The organism is Xanthobacter sp. SG618, assembly GCF_012932745.1.
GTDB lineage: Bacteria > Pseudomonadota > Alphaproteobacteria > Rhizobiales > Xanthobacteraceae > Xanthobacter > Xanthobacter flavus.
On record NZ_JABBHL010000005.1, the window covers coordinates 175,220 to 194,730 of the forward strand.

Annotated in this window: 14 protein-coding genes; 8 read left to right on the top strand and 6 right to left on the bottom strand. The window is 70.2% G+C overall.

The annotated features are described in order from the left end of the window. Positions 1-166 precede the first annotated feature (166 nt). Positions 167-1,462: an adenylosuccinate synthase gene (locus FHT36_RS15355; RefSeq protein ID WP_169123366.1), complete on the top strand. Its 1,296-nt coding sequence runs from the start codon at positions 167-169 to the stop codon at positions 1,460-1,462. Between the two features lie 38 nt (positions 1,463-1,500). Continuing rightward, positions 1,501-2,871: a hypothetical protein gene (locus FHT36_RS15360; protein ID WP_169123367.1), complete on the top strand. Its 1,371-nt coding sequence runs from the start codon at positions 1,501-1,503 to the stop codon at positions 2,869-2,871. Between the two features lie 36 nt (positions 2,872-2,907). Here FHT36_RS15360 and mutS read toward each other — a convergent pair whose 3' ends face one another. Then, positions 2,908-5,694 carry a DNA mismatch repair protein MutS gene (gene mutS, locus FHT36_RS15365; protein WP_169123368.1) on the bottom strand — a complete coding sequence of 929 codons (2,787 nt, stop codon included), beginning with the start codon at positions 5,692-5,694 and terminating at the stop codon, positions 2,908-2,910. 196 nt (positions 5,695-5,890) lie between these two features. Between mutS and purH the strand changes: the two genes are divergently transcribed. The 3 genes from purH to FHT36_RS15380 all read left to right on the top strand — a co-directional run bounded on the left by purH (position 5,891) and on the right by FHT36_RS15380 (position 8,547). Next, on the top strand, positions 5,891-7,480 hold the full coding sequence (gene purH / locus FHT36_RS15370) for a bifunctional phosphoribosylaminoimidazolecarboxamide formyltransferase/IMP cyclohydrolase (protein ID WP_169123369.1): 1,590 nt from the start codon (positions 5,891-5,893) through the stop codon (positions 7,478-7,480). A 172-nt stretch (positions 7,481-7,652) separates the two neighbouring features. After that, positions 7,653-8,105, top strand: a complete 453-nt coding sequence (locus FHT36_RS15375) for a MarR family winged helix-turn-helix transcriptional regulator (RefSeq protein ID WP_169123370.1) — start codon at positions 7,653-7,655, stop codon at positions 8,103-8,105. Positions 8,106-8,145: 40 nt separating this feature from the next. Next, positions 8,146-8,547, top strand: a complete 402-nt coding sequence (locus tag FHT36_RS15380) for a DUF1398 family protein (protein WP_169123371.1) — start codon at positions 8,146-8,148, stop codon at positions 8,545-8,547. 24 nt (positions 8,548-8,571) lie between these two features. On the opposite strand, the gene FHT36_RS15385 is transcribed toward FHT36_RS15380, so the two are convergent. The 5 genes from FHT36_RS15385 to tlpA form a co-directional block, all read right to left on the bottom strand. Further along, entirely contained in the window at positions 8,572-9,438 is an 867-nt protein-coding gene (locus FHT36_RS15385; RefSeq protein ID WP_169123372.1) for a hypothetical protein, read from the bottom strand. 88 nt (positions 9,439-9,526) lie between these two features. After that, positions 9,527-11,647 carry a glycosyl transferase family protein gene (locus FHT36_RS15390; protein WP_169123373.1) on the bottom strand — a complete coding sequence of 707 codons (2,121 nt, stop codon included), beginning with the start codon at positions 11,645-11,647 and terminating at the stop codon, positions 9,527-9,529. Between the two features lie 19 nt (positions 11,648-11,666). Continuing rightward, positions 11,667-14,000, bottom strand: coding sequence for a cellulose biosynthesis cyclic di-GMP-binding regulatory protein BcsB (locus FHT36_RS24740; protein WP_169123374.1), 2,334 nt, complete (start codon positions 13,998-14,000; stop codon positions 11,667-11,669). 1 nt (position 14,001) lies between these two features. Further along, on the bottom strand, positions 14,002-15,204 hold the full coding sequence (gene wecB / locus FHT36_RS15400) for a non-hydrolyzing UDP-N-acetylglucosamine 2-epimerase (protein WP_169123375.1): 1,203 nt from the start codon (positions 15,202-15,204) through the stop codon (positions 14,002-14,004). 278 nt (positions 15,205-15,482) lie between these two features. Further along, on the bottom strand, positions 15,483-16,283 hold the full coding sequence (gene tlpA / locus FHT36_RS15405; protein ID WP_169123376.1) for a thiol:disulfide interchange protein TlpA: 801 nt from the start codon (positions 16,281-16,283) through the stop codon (positions 15,483-15,485). A 16-nt stretch (positions 16,284-16,299) separates the two neighbouring features. On the opposite strand from tlpA, the gene argH reads away from it, so the two are divergent. The 3 genes from argH (at position 16,300) to lysA (ending at position 19,504) form a co-directional block, all read left to right on the top strand. Beyond that, positions 16,300-17,697 carry an argininosuccinate lyase gene (gene argH / locus FHT36_RS15410; protein ID WP_169123377.1) on the top strand — a complete coding sequence of 466 codons (1,398 nt, stop codon included), beginning with the start codon at positions 16,300-16,302 and terminating at the stop codon, positions 17,695-17,697. Positions 17,698-17,795: 98 nt separating this feature from the next. Continuing rightward, entirely contained in the window at positions 17,796-18,110 is a 315-nt protein-coding gene (locus tag FHT36_RS15415) for an LPS translocon maturation chaperone LptM (RefSeq protein WP_169123378.1), read from the top strand. A gap of 125 nt (positions 18,111-18,235) precedes the next feature. Further along, positions 18,236-19,504 carry a diaminopimelate decarboxylase gene (gene lysA, locus FHT36_RS15420; RefSeq protein WP_169123379.1) on the top strand — a complete coding sequence of 423 codons (1,269 nt, stop codon included), beginning with the start codon at positions 18,236-18,238 and terminating at the stop codon, positions 19,502-19,504. Positions 19,505-19,511 lie beyond the last annotated feature (7 nt).

Sequence of the window (19,511 nt, forward strand, 5' to 3'; positions counted from 1 at the left end):
TTGACGGAACGTCGCCCGGCGGCCGCCCCCGCCGCGCAAACCTTGCCTCTCAAGCCCCGATCCCGTAAGACGCTTTGGTAACGCCCCGGACCTGAGCCGGGGCTTTCCTTTGTGCGCGCGGTCGAAGGTCCGAACCACCCGCGCCGGGTTCAGGAGGCACCACCGCGTGGCCAATGTGGTCGTGGTCGGCTCTCAGTGGGGCGACGAAGGCAAGGGCAAGATCGTCGATTGGCTCTCCGAGCAGGCGGACGTCGTCGTCCGCTTCCAGGGGGGCCACAATGCCGGCCATACGCTGGTCGTCGGCGGCGTCACCTATAAACTGTCCCTCCTGCCGTCCGGCGTGGTGCGTCCCGGCAAGCTGTCGGTGATCGGCAACGGTGTCGTGCTCGACCCGCAGGCGCTGGTGGACGAACTGGCGCGTCTTGCCGCCCAGGGCATCGAGATCGGTCCCGACCGGCTCCGCATCGCGGAGACCGTGCCGCTGATCCTGCCGCTGCACCGCGAGCTGGACGCCCTGCGCGAAAGCGCCACGGCGGAAGGCGCCCGCATCGGCACCACCAAGCGCGGCATCGGCCCGGCCTATGAGGACAAGGTTGGCCGTCGCGCCATCCGCCTCGTGGACCTGACCGACCCGGCGACCCTGCCGGCCAAGGTGGATCGCCTCCTCACCCACCACAACCTCATCCGCCGCGGCCTCGGCATGGCGGAGGTGGACGGTGCGTCGCTGGTCGCCGAGCTGATGGCGCTGGCCCCCCGGGTCCTGCCCTTCATGGACCGGGTGTGGGAGCTGCTCGACAAGGCGCGCCGCGACGGCAAGAAGATCCTGTTCGAGGGCGCGCAGGGCGCGCTGCTCGACATCGACCACGGCACGTATCCCTACGTAACCTCGTCCAACACGGTGGCAGGATCGGCGGCGAGCGGCACCGGCATCGGCCCGGGCGCGCTTGACTACGTGCTGGGCATCACCAAGGCCTACACCACCCGCGTGGGCGAAGGCCCCTTCCCCACCGAGCTTCTCGACGAAGTGGGCAAGACGCTGGGCACCAAGGGCCACGAATTCGGCGTCGTCACCGGACGCGCCCGCCGCTGCGGCTGGTTCGATGCGGTGCTGGTGCGCCAGACCGTGCGCACCTGCGGCATCCACGGCATCGCCCTCACCAAGCTCGACGTGCTCGACGGCTTTAACGAGTTGAAAGTCTGCGTCGGCTACAAGGTTGACGGTAAGGAAATCGACTATCTGCCGGCGGAAAGCGGGGCGCAGGCCCGGGCCGAGCCCATCTACGAGACCATGGAAGGCTGGCAGGACTCCACTGCCGGCGCCCGCTCGTGGGCCGACCTGCCGGCCGAGGCCGTGAAGTACGTGCGGCGCGTGGAAGAGCTGATCGGTTGTCCGGTGTCGGTGCTGTCGACCAGCCCGGAGCGCGACGACACGATCCTTGTTCACAACCCGTTTCAGGCATAATGCCGATCTGACGGCTCAAGGGGAACATCACCGCTCCGATGGCTGACTACTATCCCCTCCTGGTCCGCGCGATCTCCAGCCTGCCCCAGAAGACCGGGGAGAGCCGGCGCGCCGTCTATGATCGTGCCCGCACCGCCCTGATGCGTCAGCTGCGGGGGGTGGACCCGCCGCTGCCGGAAGGCGAGATCACCCGTGAGCGGATGGGCCTCGAGGAGGCGATCCGCCGCGTGGAGGCGGAGTACGCCCAGCAGGACAACACGCCCGAGCCCCCGCCCGAAGACGAAGACGAGGTGTTCGAGGACGAGGCGGAGGAGGCAGCTCCCCCGCCGCCCCCGGCCCGGTTCGAACCGCCCAAGTCGCAGGCCGCCCCGGCCGCCCCGGCGGAGGAGCCCGAGTCCCCCGCCGAAGACGAAAGCCGCGCGTCCGCCGAGCCCCCGGCACGGCCCGACCGCCGTCTGCCGCCGCGCCAGCGCAGCGAGGACGAGACCGAGGGCGACCGTCGCCCCCCGCTGCGGCGGGGCGAGGTGAGGAGCCGCGGCGCGGCCGCCAATGGCGGTCGGCGCGGCGCGTCGGAAGGCGGCGCCTCCTGGAAGAAGTTCGTGCTGTTCGCGCTTCTCGCGCTGGTGGTGCTGGGCGGCATCGCCTTCGCGGTGGTCAACCGCGACCGCCTGTTCGGCAGCAGCGAGGGTGAGCAGAACACCGCGGCCCCCGCCGCCTCCAGCGCCAACCCGTCCGATCAGGCAAAGTCCGCCGACCGGATGACCAAGACCTCGGGCGATGCCGCGCGCCGCGCACCGGCCCAGCGCACCGGCGCCGCCTCGGGCAGCGCCCGCGCCGTGCTGATCGAGGAATCCCCCGGCAGCGCCCAGCCGCAGACCTTCGAGGGCACCATCACCTGGCGCACGGAAACCGTGAACGCCGGGCCCGGACTGCCGCCCGACATCGGCCTGCGTGGCGACCTCGTCATTCCCGAGCGCAAGATCGCCATGAGCTTCGTGCTCCGGCGCAACACCGACCAGACGCTGCCGGCGTCCCACACCATCGAGATCGGCTTCAAGCTGCCGGAAGACTTCCCCTTCGGCGGCGTGGCCAACGTGGATGCGGTGCGGGCGAAGCCGAACCAGCAGGCCCTCGGCACGCCGCTCGCCGGCCTCGCCGTGCGCGTGAACCCGACCCTGTTCCTGGTGGGCCTTTCGGAAAAGGCCGCCGACCGCCAGCGCAACGTCGCCCTGCTGCAGGCCTATCCGTGGCTCGACGTGCTCCTGACCTACACCAACAACAAGAAGGCCGTGATCGCCTTCGAGAAGGGTCAGGCCGGCGAACAGGCGTTCAACGATGCCTTCTCCGCCTGGGGCGAACTGCTCCAGCGCCCGCAGGCCCCGGCGCAGTCCGACGGCAACAGCAACTGACGGCAGGGAGGGCGCGCCCTTCCGTCCCGACCATTCTCAGCTATCGCGCCGCAGCCCCTTGAGCCGATAGAGCGCGTCCAGCGCCTCGCGCGGGCTCAGCGCATCCGGATCGAGATCATCGAGCGCGCCGATCACCGCATCGGCGGCGGGATCGGCCTGCGCCGCCTTCTCGGACGGCTTCGGGCGGACGGCGAACAGCGGCAAGTCGTCGATCAGCTTCTGTGCCGGCGAGGCGCGCTCCGCCGCTTCCAGCTCGGCCAGCACGGCCTTGGCGCGCGCGATCACGGCCTCCGGCAGGCCGGCGAGCTTCGCCACCTGGATGCCGTAGGAGCGATCCGCCGCCCCCGGCACCACCTCGTGCAGGAAGATCACGTCGCCATGCCATTCCGTCACCTTCACGGTGGCGTTGGAGAGGCGCCGGCAGCGCTGTGACAGCGCGGTCAGCTCGTGGAAATGGGTAGCGAACAGCGCCCGGCAGCGGTTCACCTCGTGCAGGTGTTCGAGGCTCGCCCAGGCGATGGACATGCCGTCGAAAGTCGCCGTGCCGCGGCCGATCTCGTCGAGGATGACGAGGGAGCGTGGCGTCGCCTGGTTCAGGATGGCCGCCGTCTCCACCATCTCCACCATGAAGGTGGAGCGCCCGCGCGCCAGATCGTCCGCCGCGCCGACGCGGGAGAACAGCCGGTCCACCACGCCGATGCGCGCCGAACGGGCCGGCACGAAGGCGCCCGCCTGCGCCAGCACCGCAATCAGCGCATTCTGCCGCAGGAAGGTGGATTTACCCGCCATGTTTGGGCCGGTGACGAGGACGGTGCGGCCGTCCCTGTCCCCCTCCGGCGGGGAGAGGTCGCAATCGTTGGGCACGAACGGGCCGCCATCCCTGGCAAGGGCCTGCTCCACCACCGGGTGGCGCCCGCCGACGATGGCGAAGGCGACGCCCTCTTCCATGTGCGGGCGCACATGGGCCTCGGTCGCCGCAAGCTCCGCGAGGCCCGAGGCCACATCCAGCTCGGCGAGGGCATCGGCGGCGGCACGGATGGCGTCGGTCTCGGCCACGACCGCGGCGGACAGCCGCTCGAAGATGGCCTGCTCCAGCGCCAGCGCTCGTTCGCCGGCACTGGCGATGCGGCTTTCCAGGTCGCCCAGCTCCACCGACGAGAAGCGCATGGCCCCCGCCATGGTCTGGCGGTGGACGAAGATCGCATCGTGCGGCGGCTCGCGCAGGCGGTCCGCATTCTGCTGCGTCACTTCCACATAATAACCGAGCACCGCATTGTGCCGGATCTTCAGGGAGCGGACGCCCGTCTCCTCCACATAGCGCCGCTCCAGCGCGGCGACGACGCGGCGGCTCTCGTCCCGCAGGGCGCGGGTGGCATCGAGTTCGGGATCGCAGCCTTCGCGCACGAAGCCGCCGTCGCGGCGGTGGACGGGCAGGGTCTCCGCCAAAGCCGAAGCGAGATCGAGCGCCACCGCATGGGGCGCACGGGAGAGGGCGCGGGCGGCACGGGACAGATCGTCGGGCGCATCCGGGCCGATCAGGCCGGCAATGGCCAGCGCCCCGTCGAGGCCGTCGCGGACCGCCGCGAGATCGCGCGGGCCGCCGCGCTGCAAGGCGAGGCGGGTGACGGCGCGGGCCATGTCGGGGGCGCGGGCGAGCGCCTCCCGCAAGGCGCGCCGCAGGGCGCCGTCCTCGCACAGATGCCCGACCGCGTCGTGACGGGCGCGGATGGCGGCAAGGTCGGTCAGGGGCTCGGCGATGCGCCGGGCGAGCAGCCGCGCGCCGGCCGCCGTCACCGTGCGGTCCACCGCCGCCAGCAGCGAGCCGCGCCGATCGCCGGAGGTGGTGCGCACCAGCTCCAGATTGGCGCGGGTGCCGGCATCGATGGCCATGATGCCGCCCTCTGCCTCCCGCACCGGGCGGGCGAGCAGCGGCTTCGCGCCAAGTTGGGTGCGGTCCACATAGGCGACCACGGCGGCTGCCGCGATCAGCTCGGCGCGGGCGAAGGCGCCGAAGGCGTCGAGGGCGGCGACGCCGTAGAAATCCGCGAGCCTCTTCTCCGCCCCCGCCCCGTCGAAGGACTGGCGCGGCAGCGGCGTCACCGCCGGCAGATCGCGCAGCATCGCGCGCAGCTCGGCATCGTCCAGGAGCGCGTCGGAGACCAGTAATTCCGCCGGGTCCACCCGCGCGAGATCGCCCGAAAGCGCGGCGCGCGTCGTGCCGGCCACCCGGAAGGCACCCGTGGACATGTCGGTGAAGGCGATCGCATAGGCGAAATCGTCCGCACCCGAGCCGGCCCGCACCCGGGCGAGCGCCGCCAGCACGTTCTCGCGCCGGGCGTCGAGCAGCGAGTCCTCGGTGATGGTGCCGGGGGTGACGAGGCGGGTGACGTCGCGCCGCACCACGGACTTGCCACCGCGCTTCTTCGCCTCGGCCGGGTCTTCGAGCTGCTCGCACACGGCGACGCGGAAGCCGAGGGCGATGAGCTTGTGCAGATATTCCTCGGCCCGGTCGATGGGCACCCCGCACATGGGGATGTCCTCGCCGAGGTGCTTGCCGCGCTTGGTAAGCACGATGCCCAGTGCCTGCGAGGCCTGCTCCGCATCGGCGAAGAACAGCTCGTAGAAGTCCCCCATGCGGTAGAACAGGAGGCTGTCCGGGTTCGCCGCCTTGATCTCCATGTATTGCGCCATCATGGGCGTCACCCGCGTCTCGTCCGCCTTCGCGGGCGCGGGCTTGGCGGGCGCAGAACTGGCGGGAGCGGGCGCGGGCGCCTCCTCGGGAGGCGTCTCTTCAGCGGCGGTCTTGGTGGCGGTCGGGCGCATGGCCGCACGGTATCGGGCGGGGCCGCGCCTGTCAGCGCGCCGGAGCCGCGCATCGACAGGAAAAGCGGGCCCGAGACGCCTTCTCCCCGCTCATGCCCCCCGCCGATACCGGCCATGCGCGCGCAACGGGCCGCGCGGCTGGCGAGCGGGCGGCTTTCCTGCTAGGCGAGCGGCAATCTTTTCCCGGAGCCAATCGATGACCGCCGACATCCGTCCCGTGACCCGCGCCCTCCTCTCGGTGTCCGACAAGACGGGGCTGGTGCCGTTCGCGACCAAGCTCGTCGCCCATGGCGTGGAGCTGGTCTCCACCGGCGGCACCGCCAAGGCAATCGCCGATGCCGGCCTGCCGGTGAAGGACGTGAGCGAACTCACCGGCTTCCCGGAGATGATGGACGGGCGGGTGAAGACGCTCCACCCCAAGGTCCACGGCGGCATCCTCGCCATCCGCGCCGATGCCGGCCATCAGGCCTCGCTCGCCGAGCATGCCATCGCCCCCATCGATCTCGTGGTGGTGAATCTCTATCCGTTCGAGGCGACCGTCGCCCGCAAGGCGGATTTCGAGGAGACCATCGAGAACATCGATATCGGCGGCCCCTCCATGATCCGCGGTGCGGCCAAGAACCACAACGACGTGGCCGTGGTGGTGGAGGCCGTGGACTATGAGGCCGTGCTCGCCGAGATCGCCGAGCATGGCGGCACCACCCTCGCTTTGCGCCGCAAGCTCGCCCAGAAGGCCTATGCCCGCACCGCCGCCTATGACGCGGCCATCTCCAACTGGTTCGCCCGCGAGCTGAAGGAAGAGGCCCCCGCCTTCCGCGCCTTCGGCGGCAAGCTCATCGAGGCGCTGCGCTACGGCGAGAACCCGCACCAGTCGGCCGCCTTCTACGCCTCGGACGAGATCCGTCCCGGCGTCGCCACCGCCCGTCAGGTGCAGGGCAAGCAGCTCTCCTACAACAACATCAACGACACCGACGCCGCCTTCGAGGCGGTGGCCGAGTTCCACCCGGCCCGCACCGCTGCGGTGGTGATCGTCAAGCACGCCAATCCCTGCGGCGTGGCCGAGGGCGCGGATCTCGCCGCCGCCTACCGCAAGGCGCTGGCCTGCGATCCCGTCTCGGCCTTCGGCGGCATCATCGCCGTGAACCGGACGCTGGATGCCGAGGCCGCCCGCGCCATGGTGGAAATCTTCACCGAGGTGATCGTCGCCCCCGACGCCACCGAGGAGGCCATCGCCGTGGTGGCCGCCAAGAAGAACCTGCGCCTGCTGCTCACCGGCGGCCTGCCCGACCCGCGCGCGCCCGGCCTGACCGTGAAGACCGTGGCCGGCGGCCTGCTCGTGCAAGGCCGCGACAATGCCAGCGCCGACGATCTCGACCTGAAGGTCGTCACCAAGCGCGCGCCCACCGAGCAGGAGCTGGCCGACCTGCGCTTCGCCTTCCGCGTCGCGAAGCACGTGAAGTCCAACACCATCATCTATGCGAAGGACCTCGCCACCGTGGGCATCGGCGCCGGGCAGATGAGCCGGGTGGACAGCGCCCGCATCGCCGCCCGCAAGGCGCTGGATGCGGCCGAAGCAGCCGGCCTTGCGGTGCCGCTCACCAAGGGCTCTGTGGTCGCCTCCGACGCCTTCTTCCCCTTCGCCGACGGCCTGCTGGCAGCGGTGGAGGCGGGCGCCACGGCGGTGATCCAGCCGGGCGGCTCCATGCGCGATGCCGAGGTGATCGCCGCCGCCGACGAGGCCGGCCTCGCCATGGTCTTCACTGGCGTGCGCCACTTCCGGCACTGATGCTATCGGCCCCCGGTGGGGGCCGAGCGGGACATACAGAGGCGCCGCTGACGGGGCGGCGCCGGTCCTCTTTCCAAACCGCTCCCGCCGCGCGCAAGTTCGGTGCATGGAACTTAGTTGACTAGGAAACCTTATCGCGATAGTTTCCTAGTCAACAGAGGAGGCGCGCCGGATGACGTCCGTGTCCGAACTCACCGGCCACACCGGCTTCCGGATGCGCATGGTGTCCAATGCGGTTTCGCAGGCCTTCGCCCGCAAGGTCGAGGCCGAAGGCGTCACCGTGGCGGAATGGGTGTTCCTGCGGGCGCTTTACAATACGGCCCCCATGCCGCCCTCGGTTCTGGCGGGCAGCATGGGCATGACCCGGGGGGCGATCAGCAAGCTTGCCGACAGGCTGCTGGAGAAAGGCCTGATCGAGCGGACTGACAGTCCAAGCGACAAGCGCGCGCACAGCCTCTCCTTGTCGGCGGAGGGAAAAGCCAAAGTGCCCGTCCTCGCCGCGCTTGCCGATGAAAACGACGCCGCATTCTTCGGCGTGCTGACGCCTGCCGAGCATCGCCAGCTCGACCTTCTCCTGACGGCTCTCGCTGAACGGCGCGGGCTCACGGCTGCTCCGGTCGACTGACCTCCGGCCTCGCTTCACATCTCAACGAAGGGGACCCGCCATGGACGCGGAACGGATTTCTGTTGCCCAAGCGTGCCTCGCGGCCGCCCACGACGGCAGCCTCAGCTTCCCGGAAATCGTCAGCACGCTGATCCGCGCCGGTTTCGAGGGCTATACGGTGGATTATCGCCGCAATAGCCAGACCTGCTACCTGCCGGACGGCGAAAGCGTGGCCATGGACTTCGAGCCCTCCCCGACCGGCGTCGCCGCCGCCTTCGACGCGCCCGAAATCGAGCGGCTGGTGCGGTGGGCACAGGCGAACCCGGCCGATTACAGCTATGCGGCCTTCAGCCAGAAGGCGAAGGCCGCCGGCTGCGCGGGATACATCGTGTCGTTTGCCGGCCGCCAGGTCGTCTATTTCGGGCGGACAGCAGAGACCCATGTCGAGCACTTTCCGCAGTGATCGGTCGCGACCGAGGCGGCGGCCCTAGCCCGCCATCAGCTGCTGCACGATGAGGCGGTCCACATAATGCGGGCCGTCGAAGACGAACACCTCGAATCCCTCATAGGCCTTGAGCTGCGGCAGCAGCTCGGCGGCGGTGGCGGCGCGGAATGAGCCGCCGCCGGCCGGCCGGAAGGCCTCGGCGATGATCTTGAAGCGGCGGGCGCCGAGGCGCTGGGAGATCACCTCCGCATAGCGCCGGGCCGCCCCCGGCGCCCGGGTATAGACGCCGCAGCCGTCCTGGAAGAACAGCCCCACGTCCCGGGGCAGCCAAAGCTCGATCCAGTCGGCGAGGGCCTCCGGGCCCACGTTGGAATTGTCATAGCAGCTCACCCAGAGCGGGCGCGGGATGGGCGCGAGCGCCTCGCGCATCCGCGCTACGTCCTTCCAGGTGGGGTCGGCTTCTACCGGGAAATAAAAGCCGGTCGGACGGAACGGCAGCTTCTGCTGCGCCACCTTGGCCGACAGGGCGCCCAGCTCCACCACATTGGCGCGGGCCCTCGGCTCGGAGAAGTCGCCGGCGAGCCCGGCGATGATCTGGCTGGCCCAGGGCTCGCGCGCGATGCGCTTCCAGTTGGGCGCGTCGGGGATGAGCTTGAGGCCGAGCTTGGGCAGCGGCACGAAGGCAGTGCCGTCGGCCACCAGCCACTGCACCAGCAGGCTTCTTGCGCCGATGAAGTCCCAGTCGCCGCGGGGATCGAGCGCGCCGCCATGGACCTGCCAGACGATGCCGTCGATGAGGGCGCCCGCCGGGCGGGACCGGGCGCCGAGGGCGAGATCGAGGCCGATGAGGCCCGTTCCGGCCGCGGCGGCACCGAGGCCGAGCGCGGCGCGCCGGCTCAGCCGCGCCATATCGCGCCTGGAGGGGAAGGCCGGCACGCACATCTCGCTGTTGCGGAGAACGCCCGGCCGGGACTGGCCGGGCCGGACCTGCCGAGGGTCATACCGGCGCGAGCGACGCGGCGACGCGGCGCTCCTGCTCGCGGATGGTGGCGCGCAGGGCGTCCTCGGTCACCACGCCGCAGCGCACGAGATATTCGCCGATGCGGCCGTCCTCGTCCGGACGATAGTTCTCCATGGCGGCCTCGAAGGCCTCGCGCCGCATGAGCCCCTTCTCCAGCAGCAGGTCGCCGAGCAGCGGCGGCGACTTCTGGCCGTCCGCATTGCCGGTGACGCCGCGCAGCAGGCGCAGGCCGTCATTGATCTCGCTCTCGCGGGCAATGCGCTGGAGCGGCTCGTCGCCGACCGCGCGGCGCAGTTCGTCCAGGGCCTTGTCGCCCAGCGGCGAGGGCACCGCGACGATGAGGCGGCCGCCCGGGTCGCGGCCGATGGGCAGCACGCGCCGCCGCACCATCAGGTCGATGGGCAGGAGATCGTTGAACTGCCGCACCATCTGCTCGGTGACGACGGTACGCGGCAGGTTGGACTGGAAGGCCATGGCCTCCGCCAGCGTCTCCTCGTCGAGCCAGCCGCGGGAGACGAGGATGCGCCCGAGCGGCTGCTGCCGCTCCGCCTGAAGCGCCAGCGCCTCCTCCACATGCTCCGGCAGCACCGCCTGCCAGGTGAGCAGGAGTTCGCCCAGGCGCTGGCGCTGCTGGCCAAGCTCCTGCTGGTCGGGGAAGTCGTGGGTGGTCTTGTCCCAGACGATCTTCCGGCCGAAGAAGATGTGGCCCAGGAATAGCTTCCACGCGCGCACGGTGGCGGCGAAGTTGACGAAGTTGGACATGACCACGCGGGGAACGGACATCAGCCCTTGTTCCCAGCCATAGACCTTGGCGACGAAATAATAGCGTTGCACCAGCCGCAGCGCGAAGGCGATGGCGTTGCCGGTCAGGACCGCCAGCAGCCAGGTCTCGGTGGCGAAGATGGAGGGATAGCGGGCCGGCAGCAGGCCGAGCTTCTCCGCACCCATGAAGATGAGGAAGTGCGCGGCGACCACATAAGCCAGCACGGCCACGAGGGAGGTGATGATGCCCTTGCGGTCGCGGAACAGGAAGTACTTGGTCGCCCAGTTGCCGCGCCAGCCCATGTGCCGCCAGCCCTGGAAGGCGATGCCCAGCGACCAGCGCGCCTTCTGGCGGTAGGAGGTGCGGAACGTATCGGGGAAGAACTCGCGCACGCACAGCGGCATGGAGAGGAGGATTTCCTTGTCCGGGCCGAAGCCGAACAGGCTCTCGCGCTTGACGATGTATTCCACCGGCAGGCGGGCGATGATGGACTGCATGCGCGCCGCATAGAGGCGGGCGCTGATGTCGTAGTCCTCGGTCAGGCTCGCGGTGTTGAACACCTCGCCCGTGCCGTCGGACAGAAGGTGCAGCATGGCCTTGCGCGAGAAGCAGGTACCCACACCGGCTGACGGCACCGAGCCGGCGACGCTCTCGCGGACCACAAGGTCCTTGGCGTGCCATTCGGCGAACTCGTCCATGTAGATGCCCGCGACCAGCTCCGACCAGTGGCGCTCCAGCGAGAGCACCGGCACCTGGATCAGGTCCTTGCGCGGCAGGAGATAGCTGAAATAACGCAGCTCCAGCGGATGCAGCACGTCCTCGGCGTCATGCAGCACGAGGCCGGCGAATTCCACGCCGGTCATCTGTTCGTGCTGGAAGATGGCGCGCACCACCGCATTGAGGCAGTCGGCCTTGTTGGTGGGGCCGGGATTGCGTGTCTCCACCCGCACCAGCTGCTTGTAGCGTCGGCGCATGCGCTCGACCTCGGCGATGGTGTCGGGGTCGTTGGGATAGGTGCCGACGAAGATCGTGTAGCGCCGGTAGTCCAGCACGCTCACCATGTTCTCGATCATGGCCGCGATCACGGGGGATTCGAGCCAGGCAGGAATCATGATGGCCAGCGGCTGCTCGTCCTTCTGGTAGAGCATGGCCGGGGTGAGCGGGCGGATGAACGGCTCGATGACGAAGCGGCGGTAGATCCGCCGCCCCCAGTACCACGCATCAACGAACAGATCGTCGAGCGAGGAGATCAGGATGATGACCGCCACCACGGCCGCCACGTATTCGACCACGCGGATGTAGTCGGCCAGGAGGTAGGGCCAATAGAGTTCCATGGCGGCGGTCTCGATCCGGTCAGTTGCCGCGGCGACGCACTTGCGACGCGCGGATCAGCAGCAGGAAGAACAGGGCGGCGGCGCCGATGCCGAGCGGCAGGCCCCAGTCCGACGAATTCTGCCACAGCCGCTGCAGGGTTCCCGCCGGGCCGTCGGTGTCGGCGACGCGCACCGTGCCCGGGGCGGCGCCAGAGGCGGCGAGCTCGGTCAGGGTGCCGTCGACGCCCACGAGAGCGACGTCACCCTTCGACAGGCGCACGGGCTTCGCCGGGGTCATGGCCACCGGCCCGATGCTCTGCCACAGGATGCCGCGGGCGTCGTCGCCGCGCACCGCCTGCACCAGGGCCACGTTCTTGAGGCCGGTGATGTCGAGCATGCGGGCCTTCTCGTCGGTGCCGACGATGAGACGGTCGCCGTCCACCTTGGCCTTCACCGCCACGCCCTGCACCGGCACGTCGAGGGCGAGGAAGCCGCCGGTGGCGCGGAACGGCGTGCCCACGGAGGATACGTCGAAGGTGCTGGTGCCGGCCGGCATTCCGGCGGCGGCGGCAGCGCGCACCACGCGCGGCAGGCTGGCCTTTGCGGTGGCGAGATAGCTGTCGGGAACCAACAGCTTGCCGCCCGAGGCCATGGCCGAGATCACGCCCAGGAAGTCGCCGCTCGGCGCCGCGCCGCCCAGCTCGAAATGGCTGGTGGGCAGGACCGAGACCGGAAAGGCCTGGGGCGTTTCGCGGCAGCGGTCGCTCACCGGCTGGCGCTGGAAGGTCACGCGCAGCACGTTGCGGGCCGCGAGCGCATAGGGCGGCACAGCAGCCGTGACGTGCTCGGGATGGCCGGTGGCGTCGAGGCGCTTGGCGGCCAGCAGCACGTCGTTGAGAAACACCGCCACCACCGGTTCGGAGGTGGAGGCGCCGGGCGCGGCCGCGACATCGAGGTTCAGCCGGCTGGGCAGGCTGCGGCCACCGGTGGCGGCGGCGAGATCGAACGTCACCACCCAGTCGCCGCGGGCGAGCACGTCGAGGTTGCCGTCGGTCGGGCCGAGGCTGGAGAGCGGCACCGTCGAGGGCTTCTCCGGCCCCACGTCCACCGCGCGGATGGTCACCGTGCCGGAGGCCAGCGAGGTACGCCAGAAGCTGTCGAACAGCTGGGTGGCCTTGCCGCCTGCGGCGCTGCCGACCGCGATGATCGGGCGCCCGGCGAGGAACTGCAGGCTCACCTCGTCCGGGGCGATGCTGGAAGAGCCGAGGCTCGCCGCCTTGGCCCGCCATTCGGTGAAGGCGCCGGAGGCGGTGCCCAGGCGCGCGCCGAGGGCGTCGAGCGCGCCGCGGATGCCGGACAGAAGCGAGACGTCCGCCACCGCCACGTCGGCGCCGAGCGGAGAGCCTGGCATCACCAGAAGCGCGCCGATCTCGGACGCGTCGCGGATGCGGTAGCTCTTCACGCCGACGAAGCTCGAGAAGGGGGCGACCGCGCGCAGCGAGGCCGGCACGTCCACGTTGGTCAGGTCCACCTCGTCGCCGATGGAGGGCAGCGTCTTGACGACAAGACGCTTGCCGGCGGTCTCGAGCGCGAGGCCGAGGCGCCAGGCGGTGTCGTAGGTGTCCTTGGAGAGGGTGCCGCCAGGGACCAGCAGCGCGCCCGAACCGGGCATGCCGCTCCAGGCGGTGGCGAGGCTCCACACCTGCCCAGCGTCATAGCTGTAGGTGAAGCGGGTGGACGGGCGCAGCTTCAGCACGTTGCCGATGCCGCGCTCGTCGGCGCACAGCGCCTCGCCGATCACCGAGGACCAGGCGGTGCCGAAGCGGACGAAGCCGGTCTCCCGCGGACGATTGTCCACCGAGATGGTGGCATTGGCGCTGCCGTTGTCGCCTTCGAGGCGCCGCGAGAACACCGGGGTGCTGTCCACCGAGAGCACCATGGTGGTGCGCCCGCCGTCGCCGCGCAGATACTCACCATCGACGGCGATGCTGGCATTCTCCAGCGGCACGCCGGCCGGCACCGGCAGATAGATGTCGCGCCGCGCATCCATGCCCTGCAGCACTACCGGCCCCTCGATGCCGAGATCGCTGAGGGTGAAGGACCGCGTGACGCGGGTGTCCGCCGCCCGCTCCTGGATGGCCGAGAGGATCGGGTCCACCGGCGGAACATAGGCCGGCGGCACATAAGCCGGCTGCGGCGCAACGGGGGCCTGCGCGACCACCGGCGGTGCCGGGCTGCGCGACTGCGCGGCGGCCGGCCAGGCCGCCAGCAGGCTCACCGGCAGGACGAGGGCGGCGGCCAGCGTGGAAAAGCGCCGGGCGGTAAGGCCCCGGGCGGCCCCGCCGCGAGCGGTAGAGGAGGCAACGTGTCGCATGTCAGTCTCTCACGAGCATGGCGTCTAGGCCGGCGGGACGCCGAGGAGCGGACGCGGCAGGCGGGGATTGGAGGGGGGAAAATTCCTGCACCGGCCGCCCGCAGATGCAGTCCACGATCCGGCGGCAGGCCTGCCCGTCGCCGTAGGGGTTGATGCGTCCGGCGTAGGCCGCATAGGCCGCCGGATCGTCGAGAAGGCGGGACACCGCGTTGACGATGGCGGCGCGGCCGGTGCCGACGAGCTGGACCGTGCCGGCATGGACCGCCTCCGGCCGCTCCGTCACCTCGCGCATGACGAGGACGGGCTTGCCCAGCGCGGGCGCCTCTTCCTGCACACCGCCGGAATCGGTGAGCACGAGATGCGAGCGCTGCATCAGCCGCTGGAACGGCAGATAGTCGAGCGGCGGCACGAGATGCACGTTGGGCCGGCCGGCGAGCGCCGCCGTCACCGGTCCCTTGACGTTGGGATTGAGGTGGACCGGATAGACGATCTCCACGTCGCCGCGGTCGGCGATCTCGTCCAGCGCCTCGCAGATGTTGCGGAACCCCTCGCCGAAATTCTCGCGCCGATGCCCCGTCACCAGAAGGATGGGCCGGCGCGGATCGAGGGGCGGGAGTTCGGCGTCGAGGACGGAGCGCAGGTCGGAATCCGCGTCGAGGCTACGCTGGACCGACTGGAGCGCGTCGATCACCGTATTGCCGGTCACGAAGACCTGCCCCTCAAGCTGCTCCGACAGGAGATTGTCGCGCGAGCCGGCGGTGGGGGCGAACAGGAGGTCGCTGCACAGATCGGCGATGCGGCGGTTCATCTCCTCGGGAAAGGGCTGGCCGAGATCGTAGGTCCGCAGGCCCGCCTCCACATGCCCCACCGGAATGCGGCGGTGGAAGGCGGCGAGCGCCGCGGCCATGGCGGTGGTGGTGTCGCCATGGACCAGCACGCGATCCGGCTTCACGTCCGCCAGCACGCTGTCGAGCGCAGAGAGCGCTCCTCCGGCAAGGCGATTCAATCCTTGGTTGTGGGACATCAGGCCGAGATCGAAGTCGGGCGTCAGGTCGAAGAGGCGGAGAACCTGGTCCAGCATCTCCCGGTGCTGGCCGGTGACGCAGACGAGCGACTGGACGGTCGGCTCCCGCGCCAGCGCCTGGACGACCGGCGCCATCTTGATCGCCTCAGGGCGCGTTCCGAAAATCGACAGTATTTTCAATGGTCGCCACCGGTGATTCGACTTCGAAAGAATGCGCGCGGACGTGCTGTCAAGAGCAAGATATACCAACTCTTTTCGCGCAAATGAAAAAGGAGTGAAAGAAAGGTAAACGGCAGCGCCGCGCGACCGTGCCGGCCGCGCCACGTTTCCCCATCCCCCAGGTTGCAGAGAACTCTGCCGCCTGAAGGTTGCAAGAGCTTTAAGCGGGGCGATATTTTTGCAGATTGGGAGGTGGCGACCACTGTTGGGGCAGGTACCGCCTTCCGCCAAGCCTCAGCTCAGCGTGACCCTGCCGCATCCGCCCGGCCGGCACCGATGGCAGCCTTCACCAGCGCTTCCGCGTCGGCACCGCCCCATTCGGCCGGGCCGGCGAGATAGGCCATCTCGCAGCCGTCCCGATCGACGAGGAGGGTGGTGGGCAGGCCGAAGCCGCGCCCCACGCCGCGCAGGGCCTGGAAGGTCTTGGTCGCCGGATCGGAATAGAAGGCGAGGCTGTTCACGCCGATCTCGGAGAGGAAGGCGCGCGGCTTGTCCGGGTCGCGCGTATCGAGATTGACCGCCACCACGGCGAAATCCGGCCCGCCCAGCCGTTTCTCCAGATGGTCGAGGGCCGGCATTTCCTTGCGGCAGGGCACGCACCAGGTGGCCCACAGATTGAGCAACACCACCCGCCCCTTGAAATCAGCCAGGGTCACCGGCTTGCCGGAGGCGTCCGTGAAGGTCAGCGGCGGCAGGCGGCGCGGCTCGCTCGCCAGCGCCAGCGCGGCAAGCTCGCCCTTGGCGAGGGGCGCGAAGGCCCGCACCCGCTCCACCGTACCGGCACAGGCGGGGTCGCCGGCCGCTCCGGAGGGGGCTGCGGCCGGCACGCTCGCCACGCTCTGGCCCTGCGGTGCATTGCCGGGGAGGCGGTTCATCCCGTATAGGGCGAGCGCGCCGGCCACGGCGCCCGCGAGCGTCGCCAGCGCGACCACGCCGATCGTCCTCACCGTGGAAGAGCGCCTCGCCACCGGCGCGCCCGGCGCGGGGCCGGTCGCCGTGTCCTGAGGGTCAGTCGCGCGGTTGTCGTCGGCAGTGGTCATCACCGGAGGGTCCGTCATGAGCAACAAGATGTGGGGCGGGCGCTTCAGCACTGCCCCCGACGCCATCATGGAGGAGATCAACGCCTCCATCGGCTTCGACCAGCGTCTTTATGCGCAGGATATCGCCGGTTCAAAGGCGCATGCGGCCATGCTGGCCGCCCAGGGCATCGTGGCGGCGAAAGATGCCCAGAAGATCACCAAGGGTCTAGACACGATCCTGTCAGAGATCGAGGCGGGCAAGTTCTCCTTCCGGCGCGAGCTGGAGGACATCCACATGAACGTGGAATCGCGCCTCGCCGAGCTGATCGGCGCCCCGGCCGGGCGGCTGCACACCGCCCGCTCGCGCAACGACCAGGTGGCCACCGACTTCCGCCTCTACGTCCGCGACACGGTGGACGCCCTCGACGCTCAGCTCGCCGATCTCCAGCGGGCGCTGGCGGAGAAGGCGCTGGCCCACGCCGCCACCGTCATGCCCGGCTTCACCCATTTGCAGACCGCCCAGCCGGTGACCTTCGGCCACCACCTGATGGCCTATGTGGAGATGATGGCGCGCGACCGCAGCCGCTTCGCCGACGCGCGGGCGCGCCTCAACGAATGTCCGCTGGGCTCGGCAGCGCTGGCCGGCACCTCCTTCCCCATCGACCGCGAGGCGACGGCGGCGGCGCTCGGCTTCGACCGGCCGACCGCCAATTCGCTCGATGCCGTCTCCGACCGCGATTTCGTGATGGAGACACTCTCGGCCGCCTCCATCTGCGCCATCCACCTCTCGCGCTTCGCCGAAGAGGTGGTGATCTGGACCTCGCCGTCCTTCGCGCTGGTGAAGCTGTCGGATGCCTTCACCACCGGCTCGTCCATCATGCCGCAGAAGCGCAATCCCGACGCCGCCGAGCTGGTGCGCGCCAAGGCCGGGCGCATCATCGGCGCGCTCACCGGCATCCTCGTGGTGATGAAGGGCCTGCCTTTGGCCTATGCCAAGGACATGCAGGAGGACAAGGAAGGCGCGTTCGACGCCTTCTCCGCGCTGTCCCTGGTGATCGCCGCCACCGCCGGCATGGTCCGCGACCTGTCGCCGGACGAGAAGCGCATGGCCGCCGCCGCCGGCCAGGGCTATTCCACCGCCACCGACCTCGCCGACTGGCTGGTCCGGGCGCTGAACATCCCGTTCCGCGAGGCGCACCACATCACCGGCCGCATCGTGGCGCTGGCCTCCGACCGCGGCATTGCGCTGCACAAGGTGTCGCTCGAGGACATGCAGGCGGTGGACAAGCGCATCACCGGCGACGTCTTCTCCGTGCTGTCCGTGGTGCGCTCGGTGCGCAGCCGCACCAGCTACGGCGGCACCGCGCCGCAGCGCGTGCGCGCCCAGGCGCGGCGCTGGCTGAAGCGCCTCGGGGCGGCCCCGGACGCGACCTGATGCCGGCCGGATCCGGCCCCCGGCCAGCCCGGGGGCTCGCCTTTGCCGCAGCGCGGGCTATAGTGGCGCCGACCTTGATGCCAATGGCACGGACGAAGATGCGAACCCTTGCGACCCTGATGGCCCTCTGCGGCACCCTCGCCCTCGCGGCGTGCGGCGTGAAGGGTCCGTTGGAGCCCCCGCCCGGCGCCCACGCGGCGCCCCCGCCGCCGAAGCCCGCCACGGCCACGGCTTCGGCGGATTCCAGCACGTCCTACGCCCCGCCCAAAACGGCGGCGGAATTCAACGAGAGCGCCGTTCCGCACGCCTCCTGGGAGAAGAAGAAGACCTCCGGCTCCACCAGCAGCTCGGACAAGCTGCTTAAGGGCATCGATCGCCCCGACCAGCCGCTCCTCATCGACGGCCTGCTCTGATCCGCAGGCCTGAAGGCTGCGCTGAACGGCCTTCCGCACAGCAACCCCTCCCTCGCTCCCCGGCGCCCGCCTGACGGCGCCACCCCGGCCGGGCGCGCAGAACGAGCCTCCGACAAGCCGCCCCGATGCACCATTTCGACTATCGCAACGGCCGCCTCCACGCCGAGGACGTCGACCTCACCTCCCTCGCCGCCGAGGTGGGTACGCCCTTCTATTGCTACGCCACGGCCACGCTGGAGCGGCATTATCGCGTGTTCATGGAGGCGTTCGCCGGCCGCGACGTGCTTTTGTGCTACGCGCTGAAGGCCAATTCCAACCAGTCGGTCATCTCCACCCTCGCCCGCCTCGGCGCGGGGGCGGACATCGTTTCCGCCGGCGAGCTGATGCGCGCCCGCGCCGCGGGCGTGCCGGGCGAGCGCATCGTCTTCTCAGGCGTCGGCAAGACGCGGGAGGAAATGGCGCAGGCGCTGGACGCCGGCATCCTCTGCTTCAATGTGGAGAGCGAGCCGGAGCTCGACGCCCTGTCCGAGGTCGCGCTCTCGAAGGGCGTGAAGGCGCCGGTCTCCATCCGCGTCAATCCGGACGTGGACGCGAAGACCCACAAGAAGATTTCCACCGGCAAGTCGGCCACCAAGTTCGGCATCCCCATTTCCCGCGCGCGGGACGTGTACGATTTCGCCGCCCGCCTGCCCGGCCTTGCCATCTCCGGCGTGGACATGCACATCGGCAGCCAGATCACCGACATGGCGCCGTTCGAGAATGCGGTGACACTGCTCGCCGAGCTGGCGCGCGACCTCATGGCCGCCGGCCACAGGCTGCACCACATGGACCTCGGCGGCGGCCTCGGCGTGCCTTATGCCGCCTCCGACCCCGTGCCGCCCTCCCCCGCCGCCTATGCCGAGGTGGTGGGCCGGGCGCTGGGCGACATCAAGCTGCCGCTGGTGTTCGAGATGGGACGGATGCTGGTGGCCAATGCCGGCATCCTCGTCACCCGCGTGATTTACGTGAAGAAGGGCGAGGGCAAGACCTTCGTGGTGGTGGATGCCGCCATGAATGACCTCATCCGCCCCACCCTCTACGAGGCGCACCACGACATCGTGCCGGTGGCCGAGCCGGCGGCCGGCGCCGCCATGGTGGTGGCCGACGTGGTCGGCCCGGTGTGCGAGACGGGCGATTTCCTCGCCCTCGACCGGCCGCTGCCCGAGGTGAAGCCCGGCGACCTGTTGGCGGTGATGACGGCGGGCGCCTATGGCGCCGTGCAGTCCGGCACCTACAACACCCGCGCCCTGGTGCCGGAGGTGCTGGTGCGCGGGCCCGAAGTCGCGGTCGTCCGCCCGCGGGTCGATCCCGCGGCGCTCATTGCCCTCGATCGCCCGGCGCCCTGGCTCGATTGAACCGGCT

Bases quoted from the DNA above. Each gene is read 5' to 3' on its own strand.
- FHT36_RS15415 (WP_169123378.1), top strand. From the start codon at position 17,796: ATGCGAACCCTTGCGACCCTGATGGCCCTCTGCGGCACCCTCGCCCTC.
- lysA (WP_169123379.1), top strand. From the start codon at position 18,236: ATGCACCATTTCGACTATCGCAACGGCCGCCTCCACGCCGAGGACGTC.
- mutS (WP_169123368.1), bottom strand. From the start codon at position 5,694: ATGCGCCCGACCGCCACCAAGACCGCCGCTGAAGAGACGCCTCCCGAG.
- FHT36_RS15385 (WP_169123372.1), bottom strand. From the start codon at position 9,438: ATGGCGCGGCTGAGCCGGCGCGCCGCGCTCGGCCTCGGTGCCGCCGCG.
- tlpA (WP_169123376.1), bottom strand. From the start codon at position 16,283: ATGACCACTGCCGACGACAACCGCGCGACTGACCCTCAGGACACGGCG.
- FHT36_RS15375 (WP_169123370.1), top strand. From the start codon at position 7,653: ATGACGTCCGTGTCCGAACTCACCGGCCACACCGGCTTCCGGATGCGC.
- argH (WP_169123377.1), top strand. From the start codon at position 16,300: ATGAGCAACAAGATGTGGGGCGGGCGCTTCAGCACTGCCCCCGACGCC.
- FHT36_RS15390 (WP_169123373.1), bottom strand. From the start codon at position 11,647: ATGGAACTCTATTGGCCCTACCTCCTGGCCGACTACATCCGCGTGGTC.
- purH (WP_169123369.1), top strand. From the start codon at position 5,891: ATGACCGCCGACATCCGTCCCGTGACCCGCGCCCTCCTCTCGGTGTCC.
- FHT36_RS15380 (WP_169123371.1), top strand. From the start codon at position 8,146: ATGGACGCGGAACGGATTTCTGTTGCCCAAGCGTGCCTCGCGGCCGCC.
- FHT36_RS24740 (WP_169123374.1), bottom strand. From the start codon at position 14,000: ATGCGACACGTTGCCTCCTCTACCGCTCGCGGCGGGGCCGCCCGGGGC.
- FHT36_RS15360 (WP_169123367.1), top strand. From the start codon at position 1,501: ATGGCTGACTACTATCCCCTCCTGGTCCGCGCGATCTCCAGCCTGCCC.